Consider the following 16,648-nt stretch of genomic DNA (forward strand, 5'->3'; position numbering starts at 1 on the left):
TTAAGAAAAGATCACGTCAGGATGTTCAGCCTGAGGTTACACCCTATAATCAACGCTGTTTGTTAGCCTGCAGGAATGCAGGTTTTGCACCCGCCCAAAAGGAAGAGATCCCGCTGATGTTTTCTCGTTTTTTTATTTATCGTCCCGTTTTTGCATGGGTTGTTGCCATTTTAATCATGCTGCTTGGCGCGCTCTCCATTACCCTGTTGCCGGTTGAACAATATCCCGATGTTGCGCCACCTTCGGTGAATATCAGCGCAACGTACACCGGTGCTTCTGCAGAGACGCTGGAGAATAGCGTCACGCAGGTGATCGAGCAGCAGCTTACCGGGCTGGATAATCTGCTCTATTTTACCTCCAGCAGCAGTTCACAGGGGAATGTGTCGGTTACCGTCACCTTCAGTCAGGGCACCGATCCGGACACGGCTCAGGTGCAGGTGCAGAACAAGGTGCAGCAGGCGCTCTCCCGTCTGCCCAGCGAAGTGCAGCAGCTTGGTGTTACCGTGACCAAATCGCAGTCAAACTTCCTGCTGGTGATGGGGTTGTATGACACCACGGGCAAAAGCAACAGCACGGATATCGGTGACTGGCTGGTCAGTAATATGCAGGAGCCGCTGGCCAGGACCGAAGGGGTAGGTGACATCCAGGTGTTCGGCGGTCAGTACGCGATGCGCATCTGGCTCGATCCTTTCAAACTAAACTCCTTTGCGTTGCAGCCCTCCGATGTGTCGGCGGCGATACGCTCGCAGAACATTCAGGTTTCAGCCGGTAAAATCGGCGGCCTGCCATCGCCTGATAATCAGCAGCTCACCGCCACGGTCAGAGCGCAGTCGCGACTGCAGACGCCGAATCAGTTCCGAAACATCATCGTTAAAAGTGACAAAAGCGGTGCCATCGTACGCGTGGGTGATGTGGCGCGGGTGGAGCTGGGCGGCGAATCCTATGACATGACCACCCGACTCAACGGGCATCCTGCGGCGGGTGTCGGTGTGATGCTGGCGCCGGGCGCGAATGCGCTGGCCACCGCGACGCTGGTGAAAAACAAAGTTGAAGAGTATCGCCACTCAATGCCGGAAGGTTATGAGGTGGCTTATGCGCTCGACAGCACTGACTTCATCAAAATCTCCGTTGAGGATGTGGTGATCACCCTGATCGAAGCGATTGCGCTGGTGGTAGTGGTGATGTACCTGTTCCTGCAGAATATCCGTGCGACGCTGATCCCGGCGCTGGCGGTGCCGGTGGTACTGCTCGGCACCTTTGGCGTACTGGCGCTTTGCGGCTACACCATCAATACCCTGACGCTGTTTGCTATGGTGCTGGCCATCGGGCTGCTGGTGGATGATGCCATCGTGGTCGTCGAAAACGTCGAACGCATTATGCATGACGAAGGTCTGCCGGCGCGTGAGGCAACGGAAAAGTCGATGAAAGAGATCTCCGGCGCGCTGGTGGCTATCGCGCTGGTGCTCTCCGCGGTATTTCTGCCCATGGCCTTTTTCGCCGGGTCGACCGGTGTGATTTACCGGCAGTTCTCCATCACCATCATCGCCGCCATGACCTTCTCCGTGGTGGTGGCACTGACCCTGACGCCTGCACTGTGTGGCATGTTGCTGCGGCCGACCTCACCCCATCGTAAAGGCTTCTTTGGCGGTTTTAACCGCTTTTATGCCGCCACCGAGCGCCAGTATCGTCACAAAGTGGTGAGCACTCTGCGCCGTCCGCTGATCATGGTATCGCTTTATGCGGCTATGGGCGTGGTGCTGTTTGTGATGTTTACCCGCTTGCCGGGTAGCTTCCTGCCGACTGAAGATCAGGGCAGCATTATGCTTCAGGCGACATTGCCAGCGGGTGCCACGGCCAGCCGCACTGAGGCAGTCAATCAGCAGATTGTTGACTGGTTCCTGACTGAAGAGAAACAGAATATTGATGTGGTCTTCACCATCAATGGTTTTAACTTCAGCGGTGCTGCGCAGAATGCCGGTATGGCGTTTATCAAGCTTAAGAACTGGGATCAGCGACCGGGTAGTGAAAACTCTGCCGAAGCGATTGCCGGGCGCGCCACCTACGCGCTGGCGTCGATTCGGGATGCGCAGATCTTTGCGCTGACGCCGCCGTCGGTGCCGGGTCTGGGACAGAACAACGGCTTTACCTATGAGCTGCTGGCCAGTGGTGGCACCACGCGTGAGCAACTGGGCAACCTGCGCGATCAGCTGCTACAAAGCGCAGCGCAAAGTCCGGAACTGCTCGGCGTGCGGGCCAATATCCTGCCGCAAACGCCGCAGTTGCAGGTCGATATTGATACCAGCAAAGCGGTGGCACTAGGACTGCAGCTGGATGACGTGACCGATACGCTGACCAGCGCCTGGGGCGGTGCCTATATCAATGACTTCATCGACCGGGGTCGGGTAAAGCGGGTCTATGTGCAGGGCGACGGTCAGTATCGTTCATCACCTTCTGATCTGGATAAATGGTACATCCGTAACAGTGAGGGCACCATGACGCCATTCTCGGCGTTTGCCTCGACCCGATGGACCATGGGACCCGAAAGCCTTAACCGCTACAACGGCTCTGCCTCCTACGAAATACAGGGGCAGAACGCCGAAGGGTTCAGCTCCGGCGATGCTATGAACACCATTGAGCGACTGGCCAATGAACTCCCGGCAGGGACCACAGGGGCATGGAGCGGTCTTTCGCTGCAGGAGAAGCAGGCGGGCGGGCAGTCAACCACGCTGTATGCGATCTCGATTCTGGTGGTTTTCCTCTGTCTTGCTGCGCTGTATGAGAGCTGGTCGGTGCCTTTCTCCGTGCTGTTAGCGGTGCCGCTCGGCGTGCTGGGTACCGTGCTGGCGGTGGCACTGCGCGGATTAAGCAATGATATCTACTTCCAGGTGGCGTTGCTGACCACAGTTGGACTCACCTCCAAAAACGCGATACTGATCATCGAATTTGCGGAGGATGCGGTTCGTCGGGGAAGTTCGCTGAGTGCGGCTGCGTTGCAGGCAGCGCGAACCCGTCTGCGGCCGATTATGATGACGTCGCTGGCCTTTATCGCCGGGGTGATCCCGCTGGCGGTGGCGACGGGCGCCGGTGCTAACAGCCGCATCGCCATCGGCACCGGTATCATCGGCGGTACGCTGGCAGGCACGGTACTGGCGCTGTTCTTTGTTCCGCTCTTCTTTGTGCTGGTGAAGCACTACCTGACCCGCCATCGCAAAGGCCAATAACGCAGAAAGCCCGTCTGCAGGCGGCTGCAGACGGGCTGGGATCAATGATTAGCGTAAGATTACAAATGCTGTTTAAAGAAGGCGGTCAGCTTCGCAAACGGGATCAGGTCAGTGCGGTCATAAAGGTCCACATGGCCTGCATCAGGCACGATATAGAGCTCTTTGGGCTGTGCCGCACGCTGGAACGCATCTTCGCTGAACTCGCGTGAATGCGCTTTATCACCCGTGATGAAGAGCATCGGGCGCGGTGAGATGGTCTCAATGTCATTAAACGGATAGAAGTTCATGAATTTCACGTTGCTGGTGAGCGTCGGGTGCGTAGTCAGCGCAGCTGAACTGTTTTTCGGGGTGAACTCACCGCGAGGCGTCCGGTAAAAATCATAGAACTCTTTGGCTATCGGAGGCGAATCAGCATCGATTTTATGTGGTGTACCACTGGTGTACTCAGTTTTACCCCCAGTGAACTCTACATAGCGTTGCTGTGCCGCCGCTTCAATGATTTGCTTGCGCTGCGCCAGTGTCTGGCTTTTATTCAGCGCATTACGGTTGGCTGACCCCATGTCATACATGCTGACGGTAGCAATGGCTTTCATGCGGGGATCAATCTTCGCTGCGCTGATGACAAAACTGCCACTGCCACAGATACCCAGCACACCAATCCTGTCGCGATCGACAAATTCGCGGGTACCCAGGTAATCCACGGCTGCGCTGAAGTCTTCGGCATAGATATCCGGAGAGACCGCGTTGCGTGGCTGACCTTCACTTTCGCCCCAGAATGAAAGATCAATTGCCAGGGTAACAAAACCCTGCTCAGCCATTTTCTGCGCATAGAGGCTGGCGCTCTGCTCTTTGACTGCGCCCATCGGATGACCTACCACAATCGCCGGAAGGCGCGCCGTTTTACCGGCCTCTTTTGGTCTGTACAGCGTGCCAGTCACACCCATCTGATACTGGTTTTTAAAGGTGACTTTCTCGCGGGTGACTTTATCGCTTTGATAAAAGTTATCGGCGCCGCGTGACATATCGGCAGCGCTGGCCGCAAATGAACTGATCAACAGTCCAAACATCAGGGTTAATGCTCTCATAAGAAGATCCTTATCGGGGTTGACGACGTGAGGGCAACGGGTTGCCCGGTTAAACAACACATCTGCTATCAGGCAGCGCTTTCCTTACGGGCGGTGATCATCGCCAGTCCGGCGGCAGTGACCAGTAACGTGGCGCTGATGCCAAAGGTGGTCTGCCAGCCTGCATGGTCAAAGGCCAGGCCACCCAGCGTCGACCCCAAAGCAATCGACAGCTGTACGATGGCCACCATTAATCCGCCGCCGGTCTCGGCATTTTCCGGAAAGGTTCTGGCGATCCAGGCCCACCATCCGGTTGGTGCCGCTGTTGCCACCAGTCCCCAGATGCCAAGCAGTGGCGCCACCAGCCACAGGTGATGACCGAACACCATGAGCAGCACCGCAACCAGCGCCATAATCAACGGGATGATCATCAGGGTCAGATAGAATCCGCGCTGCAAAACAGCACTGATAATCAGCGTGCCGATAAAGCCGGCGACACCAATGGTCAGCAGCACCAGCGACAGCGCAGAAACGTCAACCTGCGTCACGGTTTCCAGAAACGGACGGAGATAGGTAAACAGGGTGAACTGGCCCATAAAGAGCAGGCCGCAGGCGGTCATACCCACCGTAACCAGCGGCGAACGCAGCAGCTGCAGAATTTTTCCGCTGTGCTGCCGGGCCGAGTTGACCGGCATCGATGGCAGCGTGAACGCCTGCCAGAACAGGGCGATCAAGGCTACCGGCACCAGGCTGAAAAAAGCCCCGCGCCAGCCGATGACAGAACCGAGATAGCTGCCCAGCGGTGCAGCGATAACCGTCGCCAGCGCATTGCCGCCGTTGAAAATGGCCAGCGCGCGCGGCACCTGCCCGGTGGGGACCAGCCGGATAGCGACCGCCGCTGACATCGACCAGAAACCGCCAATCACCACGCCAATCAATGCCCGGCCAGTCATGTAAGTCAGATAGTTGGGTGCCATCGCCACCATCAATCCGGATAGTGCCATTACCAGCGTGAGCGCCAGCAACAGAATTTTGCGGTCGAGGTTCCCTGCGATGCGGGTTATTGAGAGGCTGGTGATCACTGCCAGTGCGCCGGAGATAGCGATGCCCTGTCCGACCAGACCTTCGCTGACCGCCAGATCTTGTGATAACGGCGATAACAGGCTGACCGGCATGAATTCAGAGGCGATGAGCGCGAATACACACAGCGTCATTGCCCATACACCACCCCAGTGCGCTTCTTTATGCCGGGGGGAACAGTCAGTTGTTTCCGTGGAAGTCATGTTGTGTCCTGTTTCATTGTTTGCGGTGCTGATGAACTCAGGAAATTTTACTGTTTCGCTTTATATTGACTAGCTAATGAATCCTTAATGGGGTTATAACCAGAACTTATAAATCTATCGGCGGGAGTGCAGTATGAAGCGCAACATGAATGACCTGCAGGCTTTTATTACCGTGGCGCGTGAGGGCAGCTTTACCCGCGCGGCAGCGCTGCTGGGCGTGACGCAGCCTGCATTGAGTCAGACCATTACCGCGCTGGAAAACCGGATGGAGATTCGGCTGCTTACCCGCACGACCCGTAACGTCTCACCGACCGCGGCGGGTGAACGGTTAATCCAGGCGATTGGCAATCGGTTCGATGAAATTGAGGCGGAACTGGATATGCTGACCGCGATGCGGGACAAGCCAGCCGGCACGGTACGGATCACCTGCGGGCCGCATATTCTGAGCTCACTCCTGATGCCAAAGCTGACGCCATTGCTGGCGGCTTATCCTGATATCCGGCTTGAGTTCGATGCTAATCATGGCTTACGCAATATCGTGGCCGATCGATTTGATGCAGGGGTCAGGATGGGAGACACCATTGATAAAGACATGGTGGCGATGCCGATAAGCCCGCCATTACGGATGGCTGCGGTGGCCACGCCCGACTACTTTCGTCGTCATGCTGCGCCGCAGGTTCCGCAGGATCTGCTGCATCACAACTGCATTAATATGCGGCAGGCCACAGCGGGTGGGTTGTACGTCTGGGAGTTTGACGGTGAAGAGGGGCCGTTAAATGTGCGGGTAGATGGACAACTGACGTTCAACACTTCGGCACACATTGCAGAAGCGGCTCTCGCCGGGCTGGGGATCGCTTTCCTGCCTGAGCAGGAAGTCGCAGAAGGGCTGGAGCAGGGCACCTTAATCCGCGTGCTGGAGCGCTGGTGCGAGCCGTTTCCCGGCTATTACCTCTACTATCCCAGCCGCAAGCAACATTCACCCGCATTTACCCTGGTCAGAGAGGCATTAAGGCTAAAAGAGGGGGCATGATGAAACTTATTGGAATAGATGCCATTCCATGGCGTAATACGTCCTAAAGCGCTTTATTCAGAATTACTTAGAAGGACGGCGACTAATTTTGCCTCCTTTCCGACCGGCTTCCCTGGCTTTTTCAGGATCGTTTTTGAAATTGCCCCCACTGGCCTTGCCTCCTGCACTGCCAGCTTCACTCGCCCGTTCTGGATCGTTGGCAAAATTGCCGGCACCACCTCTGTATTTCTGTTGTGTCATAGGAAGACCTCATATCAATGTTCCATTAGATAAAAAGGACTAGCTAGTCACACCTGCAAGCATAGTCGTCCGCTTCGTTTATGCAAATGCACAGACTTAAATTATTGATAAGACTGATTTTAATTTTTCGCAGGGGGATAGTGTCGGCAGGGCCGTAGGTGATGAACTACGCTTACAGACCTGACGAAAAAGGAGAGTGCTATGAGTAATGCGACCTTAATCGACACGCTTGAGCTGGGCTCTGACGAGCAGAAGCAGAAATATGAAATTTACGGCGATGATGCACAGACGCCCACTTTTGCTGTGATCTACCGGCAGCAGGGCGATAGCTGGCAGCAGCTGGATGAGAAAATCACGTTCGCTGCGCAGGATGAACAGCAGGAAGCGAGGGGATCAATGGGCTACGGTTCCGGCGACTCGCTGCCAGACTTACGTGACCTGCCTGCCGAAGCTCGGGAGCGCTGCGAACAGCACTGGAACCAGCAGAGTGACAGGTAAACAGGAATAGCGCCGCTTTGTTTGTTAGCGGTGAAGTCGCCTGTTTAAGAGAGACGCCTGGAAGCGGCAGAATAAACCTCTGAGCGCTCTCTTTTCCCGACAGCCACCACAAAAACCACCACCCGGTCATCAATAACCTGGTATACAAGTCGATAACCGGATGACTTTAGCTTGATCTTATAGCAGTCAGGTATCCCGCTGAGTTTGTTCGCCTCAATTCTGGGTGACTCAAGACACTCAGCCAGCTTCTTTTTAAGCTGTTCACGTACTGTCGGGCCCAGCTTGCGCCACTCTTTCAGTGCCCTCTGATCGAACTCAAGTTGCCAGGTCATTAGAGGTCATCCAGTGTGACCCGGACAGGCTCAGGGTTTCGCAGGCGTTCTTTAACTATGTCTACTAACGCCGCATCTTCGTCACTGAGTAACGTTTGCTTAAAGGGAAGACGTTCATTATCTGCAATATATTCAAGCATCAGGCGCAGCGCATCAGAAGGAGTCACACCCATTTTTTCGAGCGCAGCATAGGATCGTGTCTTCAGGTCATCATCGATTCGAATGTTAATTGTGCCCATAGCGAGTTCCTTTGTATTTACACTTGACATTACAATTGTCGCACTGATGAGTCTGTATCGCAAACAGTAAACATCAGTCACCCGCACAGCCTTATATCTTCCCGGTAAAATCACGCTAAAGCTTATTTTATGCTACGAAAATATAACATCTTCATCCATTAAACCAACTGCAGCAATCGTTAAAGGTTTTCCCGCTACTGGCGATAACCAACAGGCGTTGAGTGCGCCGATCATTGATGAACCCGGCACTCCGCGACGAGTTCTGAACGCGAACGGACCTGCTTTTAGCCCTCCTTTTATACACACCAGAAAGCGCTAATTTAAGCGCAAATTACTCAAATAAAAGCGAAAATAATAATATGTCGATCATTAAGACGATCAAAAGACACCTGCCTGTTGCCCGTCTTAGGCGTAGCAGTCAGCCTGCCAATGGCACCTACGATTGTCGTGCGTTGCCAGATTCACTGGCCTCCGTGGGTTTAAGCTCGCGGGCGGGCGGCATCCTGATGACCTTCGTTCCGCCTGAAGCCGATTTTCAGCGGGTCAGTCAGGCCTGGCAGCGATTCAATTCCGCCGACCTGACGGTATTGACGCTCTCTTCCAACGGCGCGCTGAGCAGCAGCAGATCGCAAAGCACCTACTGTGATGGCAATGGCCCGGAGGGAAGCTACCTCTGGCTGCCGGACACACTGATCGCACGCCATGAGACGCATATTGTTGATCTGCATGTCGCCGACACGCAGACTGCCAGCCAGCGCATCACCGCCATCCAGCAGGAGCTGGCGCGCTTGCAGGTGCGGATGCCGCTCTCGGCCGATCGTACTTTCGCCATGATTTACTGCGACGGATTATCGGCATCCGAAGGCTTTCTGATGCAGGCCTGGTATAACAGCGGGCGCTTTCCCTGCCTGGCGATTGGCGGTTCGGCGGGAGGCAAAATCACCTTTGATGGCACCTGGATTGGTACAGGTGGCAAGGTGTTGCAGGGCAAGGCGGTGATTGTGTTCTGCCAGATGGCGCCAGGAAAATCATTTGCTCCTTTTAAAAGCCAGAACTTTACGCCACGCGATCAGAGCTGGCTGATTGCTGAAGCCGATCCGGTTGCGCGTACTGTAACGTCAGTATTTAACCGCCAGGGGCAGCAGCAATCGTTTGTTGCGGCGCTGTGTGAACATCTCAACTGCAACGAAGCGCAACTGAGCGAACGGCTAAAGGGACTCACTTTTGGCGTTAAAGTTGGCGGCGAGTACTTTATTCGCTCGATCGCCAAAATTGAATCGGGCGGCGTACACTTTTTCTGCGATCTTGAGTTTGGCGATCGACTGTTCCTGATGGAAGAGAAAGACTTTAAACAGACGACGCAGCAGGAGTGGCAGGCTTTTACCGCTCAGCATGGCAAACCCGCGGCGATCCTGATGAACGACTGTATCCTGCGCCGTGTCGGTAATGCCGATAAGCTGCATAATGCCCATTTCTTCAAAGGCATTGCCGCCGCCGGTTTTTCCAGCTTCGGCGAAATCCTGGGTGTGCCCATCAATCAGACGCTCTCCGCGCTGGTGTTCTTTAATCATGACGTCAAAGCGATGAGCCAGTTCCCGGTAGAGTACGCCGGCTACGCGGCACACTACGCGCAGCGAGCGTTGCGCCGCTGGGAAGCGCTGAACAGCATCCAGACGCGGGTGCTGGATCGGGTTATCACTTATCAGCAGGCGCTGACGCCGCTGATGGAGGCGCTGCCGGTGCTGGAAACAGCCACTCAGAGCCAGGGAGAAACCCTGAGCCTGGCAGAGAGCAGTATCCGTAACATCAGTAACATCGCCACCGAGAGTCAGCAGGCGCAGGGCCGGCTGGATGATGGTCTGGACGATCTGGAGAAAATTTCCAACGGCATCAATGAGATTACGCATGGCATCAGCAATATTGCTTTCCAGACCAACATCCTGGCGCTGAATGCCGCAGTAGAAGCGGCTCGTGCAGGCGAGGCTGGGCGGGGATTTGCTGTGGTCGCGGGCGAAGTTCGTCGTCTGGCGCACTCCTCAAAAGAGCAGGCTGAAGCTACGGCCAGTAACATCGGTGAGGCAGTCAGCACCATCTCACGTATCCGGCTGGTGGCCAGTGATTCGGCGCAGACCGCCGCCCAGATGGCAGAGCGCAGTATCAGTGCAGCCGATACGCTGGCGGCCATGAATCAACAGACGCGACATGAGCGCGCTGACATTGCGAAGCATCTCGGCAGCCTGCGTGAACTGACGCAGGGGATGGATGCGATGCAGGAAGCCGTCGCGCAGCTCAAGGTGTTACAAACTCTTTCCGGTGCGCAGGTTAAGGGCTGATTTATCAGCATAAAAGACAAAAAAGTGCGGTGTAAGCGTAACGACCAGGCAGGGCGGGCTTTCAGTTGTTACACTTGTCGGTGATTAACCACGCAGAGGTATGAATGAAAATTAAAAGTTATGCAGCCATGCAGGCTGGCCAGGCCCTTGAACTCTATGAGTACGATGCCGCCGAACTGGCAGCCGAAGAAGTCGAAGTCCAGGTCGAATATTGTGGCGTCTGCCACTCAGATCTGTCGATGATCGACAACGAGTGGGGCATCTCTCAGTTCCCGGTGATTGCAGGACATGAAGTGATTGGCCGGGTTTCAGCCCTGGGCGAAGCGGCTAAGAACAAAGGTCTTTCAGTCGGCCAGCGTGTAGGAATCGGCTGGACAGCAAAAAGCTGTCAGCACTGCGATGCCTGTATTAACGGCGAGCAGGTTAACTGTCAGCAGGGCAGCATCCCGACCATCATGAACAAAGGTGGTTTTGCCGAGAAGCTGCGTGCTGACTGGCAATGGGTTATTCCGCTGCCAGAAAAACTGGATGTGGCGAGCGCCGGTCCGCTGCTGTGTGGCGGTATCACCGTGTTTAAACCGCTGCTGATGAGCAACATCACGGCAACCAGCCGTGTGGGTGTGATTGGTATCGGCGGACTTGGCCATATCGCAATCAAGATCCTGCACGCGATGGGTGCCGAAGTGGTGGCATTCAGCTCAACGCCAGATAAGAAGCAGTCGATCCTGGATATGGGCGCGGATGAAGTGGTTAACAGCCGTGATCCAGAAGCTCTGAAAAAGCAGGCAGGCCGTTTTGACCTGATCCTGAGTACTGTGGCGGTCGACCTGGACTGGAAACCTTATTTCGCTGCGCTGGCACCTCAGGGTAAATTCCACACCGTGGGTGCCGTGATGAAGCCGATTGAAGTGAGTGCTTTTGATCTGATCCTGGGCGACAAAGCGGTGACCGGTTCATCAACCGGCTCACCAGGCCAGCTGCGTTCGCTGCTGCGACTCGCCTCGCGTGCGGATATTGCGCCACAGGTTGAGTTCTTCCCGATGTCTGACATCAATAAAGCGCTGGATCACGTTCGCGCCGGTAAAGCCAATTACCGTGTGGTTCTGAAAGCCGATTTCTGATGCGAATCTGAAATGACATGCCGCAGCCTGCTGCGGCATTTTTTTATCCTCAATTTGTCAGCAATCCCTTAGCCAGCCCCGCGGCAATCACCTCATCGGCTGTCACGCTGAACCATTTCTCTGTAGCGCATTCCGCGTTATCACGTCGCCATGCGGCAACCATCTGGTAGCCCAACGTATAGCCATACCATCGGCGAAAGTCACCCGTGCCGAAGAACCAGGCAGAATGATCATAATGAGGACTTTGCAGCGTGGTCAGCGGCACTGGATTAGCCTGCAACTCGCTTAGCTCTATGGCTTGCTCCCAGGGCTCTGCTGCCGTTTTAAGCAGCCAGCAGACGAACTGACCCGCCAGACCTTCGCTGACCAGCGCTTCACCCAGCGTCCAGCCATATCCCGGCCCGCGCATTCGCAAACAGTGATGGACTTCATGCACGATATGCCGCACCAGCGTGCCATTTTCCAGCATCCCGGGCAGATTCGGATTTGCCGGGTCAATGGCCAGGCCGAACAGGGTGGGCCCGTAAGCCCGGCCTGCAAAACCGGTTTCAGGTATTACTGCCTCCGGCATGCACTGAACCAGAATATCCAGACGAGGGACACGTGTCACGGAGGAGAGGTGCTCGCAGGCGAGCTCAGCGGCCCTGACTATTGACGATTTATAAGGCCCAACATCACCCGATGCCTCCAGCCAGTGCAATTTCCATAAGTCGTTCACAAACTCTCCTGTCAAAGGTTGATAATCAGAACACAGGTCCGGGACCCGCCAGAGCTACTAATACCTTAACCGGCAATGCTTTAAACAGACACCGGAAGAAAGCGTTATCGTTGTCGGTAAAGAGTTAAAAGCAACTTCCGGAACGCCTGCCATTCCTGAACATTCAGGGCTGTCTCGTCGCGACGCCAGCACCGATAGATACCCTGCCACAAGAAAATAGTGCAGTTTGGCCCGTTTCCATCGAACACTGTCCTCTGAGCCTGTCACGCGCAGGTAAACAGTGCCGTAAAGTGATCTTATGGTAGCCAGTAAGCCTGGCTGATTTCACTGAAACTGTTTACGGAGCCAAAATGAAGCTGATCCAGATTCGTAATGCCACCCTGCTACTGGACTATGCAGGCAAAAAATTCCTGATCGACCCGATGCTGGCCGAAAAAGAGGCCTGGCCCGGATTTGCCGGAAATGCCCGTCCCCATCTGAGAAATCCGATGGTTGAGCTGCCTGTCCCGGTCGCTGCACTGCTGGCAGTCGATGCGGTGATTATCACCCACACGCATATGGATCACTGGGATGAGGCTGCGCAGCAGCTAGTGCCGAAGACGATGATGATCTACAGCCAGGATGAAACGGATGCAGCGCTGATTCGTTCGCAGGGGTTTGAAAATGTTCGCGTGCTGCAGGATGAGAATCCGTTTGTTGATGGCCTGACGATTTATAAAACCGACGGTCAGCACGGCAGCAATGCGTTATATGCCGACAAAGTGATGGGCGATATTCTGGGTGACGCCTGTGGCCTGGTCTTTACCCATCCGGCAGAAAAAACCCTCTATATAGCTGGCGATACCGTATGGGTCAAACCCTATGTCAGAGCGCTGCAACGTTTTCAGCCGCAGGTGGTGGTAATGAATATCGGCAATGCAACCAACGATCTCTATGGGCCGATTATCATGGGAAAAGAGGATACCCAGCGCACGCTGAATATCCTGCCTGACGCAACGCTGGTTGCCTCACACATGGAGGCGATCAACCACTGTTTGCTGACGCGCGCAGAGCTGCGAGCCTGGACTACCGAACAGGGTATTGCTGACCAGGTGCTGATCCCGGAAGATGGTGAAACAATGACGTTCTGAGCGTCGTGGCACTAAACCGGCACAATTGTGCCGTGAGTTCTCAACACTACGCTTTCACACAATAAGGGGGAGAGGATGGCTGCTCTGAGAGTCGCGGTGCTGGCAACAGCCGGTTTTAGTCCGTTTCATTTTTCAGTTCCCTGTATTCTGTTCGGCTCAGCCCTGCCGCAGCCGGATCTGTTTCATGTCGATATCTGCGCACTGAAACCAGGCCCGGTCATCTCAGAGATGGGGTTGTCAATTACGGTGGAACAGGGTCTTGACCCGCTTGATCAGGCGGACATTATTATCGTGCCCTACTGGCATAATCCGGCTGAAAAACCTGCGCAGGCGCTGCTTGATAAGCTGGTGGCAGCCTGGCAGCGCGGCGCAGAGATCGTTGGACTATGTCTGGGCACTTACGTACTGGCTTATGCAGGTTTGCTCGATAAGCATCGTGCTGCCACTCACTGGGAATTTGAGCGTGACTTCAGCGAGCGCTTTCCACAGGTTCACCTCGACAGTAATGCTCTTTATACCCGGGACACTCGTCTGATCACTTCTGCCGGCACCGCGGCGGGCATCGACTGCTGTCTGGATATCATCCGTCACCACTATGGCAGCGCCATGGCTAATCGGGTAGCCAGACGCATGGTGGTGCCGCCTTACCGTGAAGGCGGTCAGGCGCAGTTCATTGAGCGGCCGGTTCCGGAAACAACGCGTGACAGTAAGTTCAACGCGTTGCTGGCGTCGCTGCGACAGAATCTGCATCAGCCGCAGGATCTTGACTCACTTTCGCGGACGCTTGGCATGAGCAGGCGAACGCTGACGCGTCATTTTCACAAGGCGACAGGCATGTCCCTGGGAGAGTGGCTGACAGCAGAGCGTCTGCAACGCAGCCAGCTATTACTCGAAACCACCGGCATCAGCATTGAATGTGTGGCAGAAAAGGCGGGTTTTGATTCGCCCGTGTCATTTCGTCAGCGTTTTAAATCCCGGTTTGGCGTCTCTCCCAGCGAGTGGCGCCGGACATTTCGGGGGCCGCATCCGGTGATGAGTGATGAGATATTACGACAGCACGATGAGTGACCAGGCCCGGATGAATTTCTGCGCCTGTGACTTTGCCTGCCGGAATATTCCCGCGTAATGACGGTCACTATTCCGGCAGAAATAAATGCGACTACAGCAGGAAATCATCCAGCGACTGGCCGTTTTCAATGGCCGCCTTAATTACGGAGGGCGTTCGGCCCTGACCCGTCCAGTAACGAACCTGACCATTTTCGTCATTGTAACGGTATTTCGCCGGACGCTTTGCGCGTTTCTTTTTGCCGGTTACCGAGGGGGATGCGCTCTTCACCAGCTCCGCCGGGTTGATCCCTTCTTCCATTAACAGCTCCTGGTAGAACGCCAGTTTTTCTGCTTTCTCACGCGCTTCCGCTGCTCGCGCGTTTTCCTCTTCACGACGTTCATTTACTACGGTCTCTAATTTCTGGCGTAACTCTTCCAGCATATCCAAAGCCATATTGCGCGCCTCTGCACTAAGCGTGCGGATATTGTTCAGGCTACTCAGGTTCTTACTCATAACAAATCCTCAAATACTCAACTTAATCAATGAAGTGCAAATTATTCAGCTGGCAAGGGTAACATTTACCCACGTGATATTTGAAGCGCTAGTGTAGTCTTATTCGCTATTAATCCTCTATTAATGGTGCTGGTTGAACCAATAAAGAAGAAATTTTAAGCGAAATCTGCTGGTTAATTGCGGATTATCATTGTTGAAACAGGATTGTGGGATTTGCATTTTTGCTTTTGATTAACTGTGCTTAAATCAGTCAACAGGGTTTATTAAGGACAGGCATGAAGTTTCGCCAAAAAAATGAGGGTTCAGCGCCAAAAATCTCGCCGCTGCTAAGAAGTATTATCCTTTCAGGCGTATTGCTCAGCGTGGCGGTGATTGGCTTAAATGTGTGGACGCTGCGGGAAGACTGGAATGAAACCGTCGATAAAGCTGAAGATACGGCGGTTAATCTGTCACTGTCACAGGCGCGCCAGGCGGACGATACATTTTTGCAGACCGAGCTCTCTTTGCGCGAGGTGCAACGCGAGCTCGAAAAGCAGATTGCCACAACCGGTGTAGATGGCGAGGCGCTGAGCCAGACGATGCGCCTGTTGCAGAGCCACCTGCCACAACTACATGGCTTATTCTACTATGATGCGCAGGGGAAATGGATAGCCACTTCTATGAGCCGGATACCGCCTGACATCAATAATTCCGATCGTGAATATTTCGATTATCACCGCACCAGCCCGCGCGATACCCTGCACGTCGGCCCGGTGCTTCGCAGCCGCACCACTCACGAGCTGGTGATCCCGGTTACGCTGCGTGTGAACGATGCCTTTAACGGCTTTCGGGGCGTCTTACTCGCCACCGTCAAAGTGGACTATTTCCGCCGTTTCTACAGCTATTATGAACTTAGCGAAGGCGATGTACTGGTACTGATGCTGGCAGACAGTACCGTGCTTTACGCCCGTCCGATGCCGGATAGCTACATCGGCAAAAACCTCTCAGTGAGTCCGCTTTTCCTCAGGATGCTGGCCCATGCGGATAAAGGCAGCGGTCAGTGGACCGCTGCGCTTGATGGTAAAAAACGCATCTTTGGCTTTGTCCGCTCACAGCGATACCCGCTGGTGGTGGCCGCGGGATATGACAAGCGCGCGCTGTTTAACCACTGGCTCAAGAGCTGGGTACATGATCTGATTCTGAGCCTGGCGCTGCTGATTGTTATTCTTTTACTGGGTGCATTTGTACTGCGTCAGGCACGGCATACGCTGCGTTATCAGCTTGAGCTGACCCGATTACGCGATGATCTGACCGCGGCTAATCGCGCACTGGAAAATCTGGCACAGAGTGACGGGCTGACGGGTGTTGCCAACCGGCGCCATTTTGATCACATGCTGACTGAATGCCTGCAGAACGCGGAGCGCAGTGGCCAGCCGGTGTCATTAATCCTGCTCGATATCGATTATTTTAAACGTTTCAACGATACCTACGGCCATGTGGCGGGTGACGACTGCCTGAAAAAAGTGGCTACTGTTCTGAAAAACGCCGCCCGCCGCAAAAACGAACTTACGGCCCGATATGGCGGCGAAGAGTTTGCCATTATTCTGCCCGGACAGCCGTTGTCAGCCGCCTTGAACTTCGCTGAATTGATCATCGACGCCGTTAACAGGCTCGATATTCCGCATCTCACCACGGAACTGCCGCAAAAGCACGTCACCCTGAGTGCAGGCTGCGCCGTCTATCTTGCTTCAGACTCACAACAGGAAAAAGAATCGCTGATAGCGCGCGCGGATGAGGCTTTGTATCACGCGAAACGGGCAGGGCGTAACCAGGCCATGTGTGAAGAACGTAGCGGCTGAGCATCCGTGATCAAATCCTGAATCCTGCCTGTGGCATGGT

15 protein-coding genes are annotated in these 16,648 nt (G+C 54.7%); 8 read left to right on the forward strand and 7 right to left on the reverse strand.

The genetic code is table 11. The features are described from left to right. Nucleotides 1–116 precede the first annotated feature (116 nt). Nucleotides 117–3,221: an efflux RND transporter permease subunit gene (locus GVJ63_RS19490; RefSeq protein WP_129063443.1), complete on the forward strand. Its 3,105-nt coding sequence runs from the start codon at nucleotides 117–119 to the stop codon at nucleotides 3,219–3,221. 59 nt (nucleotides 3,222–3,280) lie between these two features. Here the strand turns inward: GVJ63_RS19490 and GVJ63_RS19495 are convergent, their stop codons facing one another. Both GVJ63_RS19495 and GVJ63_RS19500 read right to left on the reverse strand, forming a co-directional pair. Further along, nucleotides 3,281–4,306, reverse strand: coding sequence for an alpha/beta hydrolase (locus GVJ63_RS19495; RefSeq protein WP_033759924.1), 1,026 nt, complete (start codon nucleotides 4,304–4,306; stop codon nucleotides 3,281–3,283). Between the two features lie 68 nt (nucleotides 4,307–4,374). Beyond that, complete coding sequence (locus tag GVJ63_RS19500; protein ID WP_159227294.1) at nucleotides 4,375–5,499, reverse strand: MFS transporter; 1,125 nt, start codon at nucleotides 5,497–5,499, stop codon at nucleotides 4,375–4,377. 202 nt (nucleotides 5,500–5,701) lie between these two features. Here GVJ63_RS19500 and GVJ63_RS19505 point away from each other — a divergent pair, with 202 nt between their 5' ends. Further along, nucleotides 5,702–6,598: a LysR family transcriptional regulator gene (locus GVJ63_RS19505; RefSeq protein WP_010257019.1), complete on the forward strand. Its 897-nt coding sequence runs from the start codon at nucleotides 5,702–5,704 to the stop codon at nucleotides 6,596–6,598. A 63-nt stretch (nucleotides 6,599–6,661) separates the two neighbouring features. On the opposite strand, the gene GVJ63_RS19510 is transcribed toward GVJ63_RS19505, so the two are convergent. Then, nucleotides 6,662–6,838 carry a general stress protein gene (locus tag GVJ63_RS19510; RefSeq protein ID WP_010257023.1) on the reverse strand — a complete coding sequence of 59 codons (177 nt, stop codon included), beginning with the start codon at nucleotides 6,836–6,838 and terminating at the stop codon, nucleotides 6,662–6,664. Nucleotides 6,839–7,039: 201 nt separating this feature from the next. On the opposite strand from GVJ63_RS19510, the gene GVJ63_RS19515 reads away from it, so the two are divergent. Continuing rightward, entirely contained in the window at nucleotides 7,040–7,336 is a 297-nt protein-coding gene (locus GVJ63_RS19515) for a hypothetical protein (protein ID WP_010671940.1), read from the forward strand. A 44-nt stretch (nucleotides 7,337–7,380) separates the two neighbouring features. On the opposite strand, the gene GVJ63_RS19520 is transcribed toward GVJ63_RS19515, so the two are convergent. Continuing rightward, a complete protein-coding gene (locus GVJ63_RS19520; RefSeq protein ID WP_010257030.1) occupies nucleotides 7,381–7,668 on the reverse strand; it encodes a type II toxin-antitoxin system RelE/ParE family toxin in 288 nt (95 codons plus the stop codon). Beyond that, complete coding sequence (locus tag GVJ63_RS19525) at nucleotides 7,668–7,907, reverse strand: type II toxin-antitoxin system RelB/DinJ family antitoxin (protein ID WP_010257033.1); 240 nt, start codon at nucleotides 7,905–7,907, stop codon at nucleotides 7,668–7,670. Before GVJ63_RS19525 ends, GVJ63_RS19520 begins: the two co-directional genes overlap by 1 nt. 359 nt (nucleotides 7,908–8,266) lie before the next feature. Between GVJ63_RS19525 and GVJ63_RS19530 the strand changes: the two genes are divergently transcribed. Continuing rightward, nucleotides 8,267–10,240, forward strand: coding sequence for a methyl-accepting chemotaxis protein (locus tag GVJ63_RS19530; protein ID WP_062759513.1), 1,974 nt, complete (start codon nucleotides 8,267–8,269; stop codon nucleotides 10,238–10,240). A 104-nt stretch (nucleotides 10,241–10,344) separates the two neighbouring features. After that, nucleotides 10,345–11,361, forward strand: a complete 1,017-nt coding sequence (locus tag GVJ63_RS19535; protein WP_010257039.1) for an NAD(P)-dependent alcohol dehydrogenase — start codon at nucleotides 10,345–10,347, stop codon at nucleotides 11,359–11,361. Between the two features lie 49 nt (nucleotides 11,362–11,410). Here the strand turns inward: GVJ63_RS19535 and GVJ63_RS19540 are convergent, their stop codons facing one another. Further along, nucleotides 11,411–12,079, reverse strand: coding sequence for a DUF2268 domain-containing putative Zn-dependent protease (locus GVJ63_RS19540; RefSeq protein WP_031292291.1), 669 nt, complete (start codon nucleotides 12,077–12,079; stop codon nucleotides 11,411–11,413). 350 nt (nucleotides 12,080–12,429) lie between these two features. Between GVJ63_RS19540 and GVJ63_RS19545 the strand changes: the two genes are divergently transcribed. Both GVJ63_RS19545 and GVJ63_RS19550 read left to right on the forward strand, forming a co-directional pair. Beyond that, nucleotides 12,430–13,209 (forward strand): MBL fold metallo-hydrolase, encoded by a 780-nt coding sequence (locus tag GVJ63_RS19545; RefSeq protein WP_064689881.1) that lies wholly within the window; start codon nucleotides 12,430–12,432, stop codon nucleotides 13,207–13,209. Between the two features lie 75 nt (nucleotides 13,210–13,284). Then, nucleotides 13,285–14,277 carry a GlxA family transcriptional regulator gene (locus tag GVJ63_RS19550; protein WP_159227253.1) on the forward strand — a complete coding sequence of 331 codons (993 nt, stop codon included), beginning with the start codon at nucleotides 13,285–13,287 and terminating at the stop codon, nucleotides 14,275–14,277. Nucleotides 14,278–14,368: 91 nt separating this feature from the next. Here the strand turns inward: GVJ63_RS19550 and GVJ63_RS19555 are convergent, their stop codons facing one another. Next, a complete protein-coding gene (locus GVJ63_RS19555) occupies nucleotides 14,369–14,770 on the reverse strand; it encodes an H-NS family nucleoid-associated regulatory protein (protein ID WP_159227254.1) in 402 nt (133 codons plus the stop codon). Nucleotides 14,771–15,045: 275 nt separating this feature from the next. Here GVJ63_RS19555 and GVJ63_RS19560 point away from each other — a divergent pair, with 275 nt between their 5' ends. Continuing rightward, nucleotides 15,046–16,608 (forward strand): sensor domain-containing diguanylate cyclase, encoded by a 1,563-nt coding sequence (locus tag GVJ63_RS19560; protein WP_158132458.1) that lies wholly within the window; start codon nucleotides 15,046–15,048, stop codon nucleotides 16,606–16,608. The last annotated feature ends 40 nt before the right edge of the window (nucleotides 16,609–16,648 follow it).

The sequence above is a fragment of the Pantoea sp. 18059 genome, from assembly GCF_902706165.1.
GTDB classification, from domain to species: Bacteria; Pseudomonadota; Gammaproteobacteria; order Enterobacterales; family Enterobacteriaceae; genus Pantoea; species Pantoea agglomerans.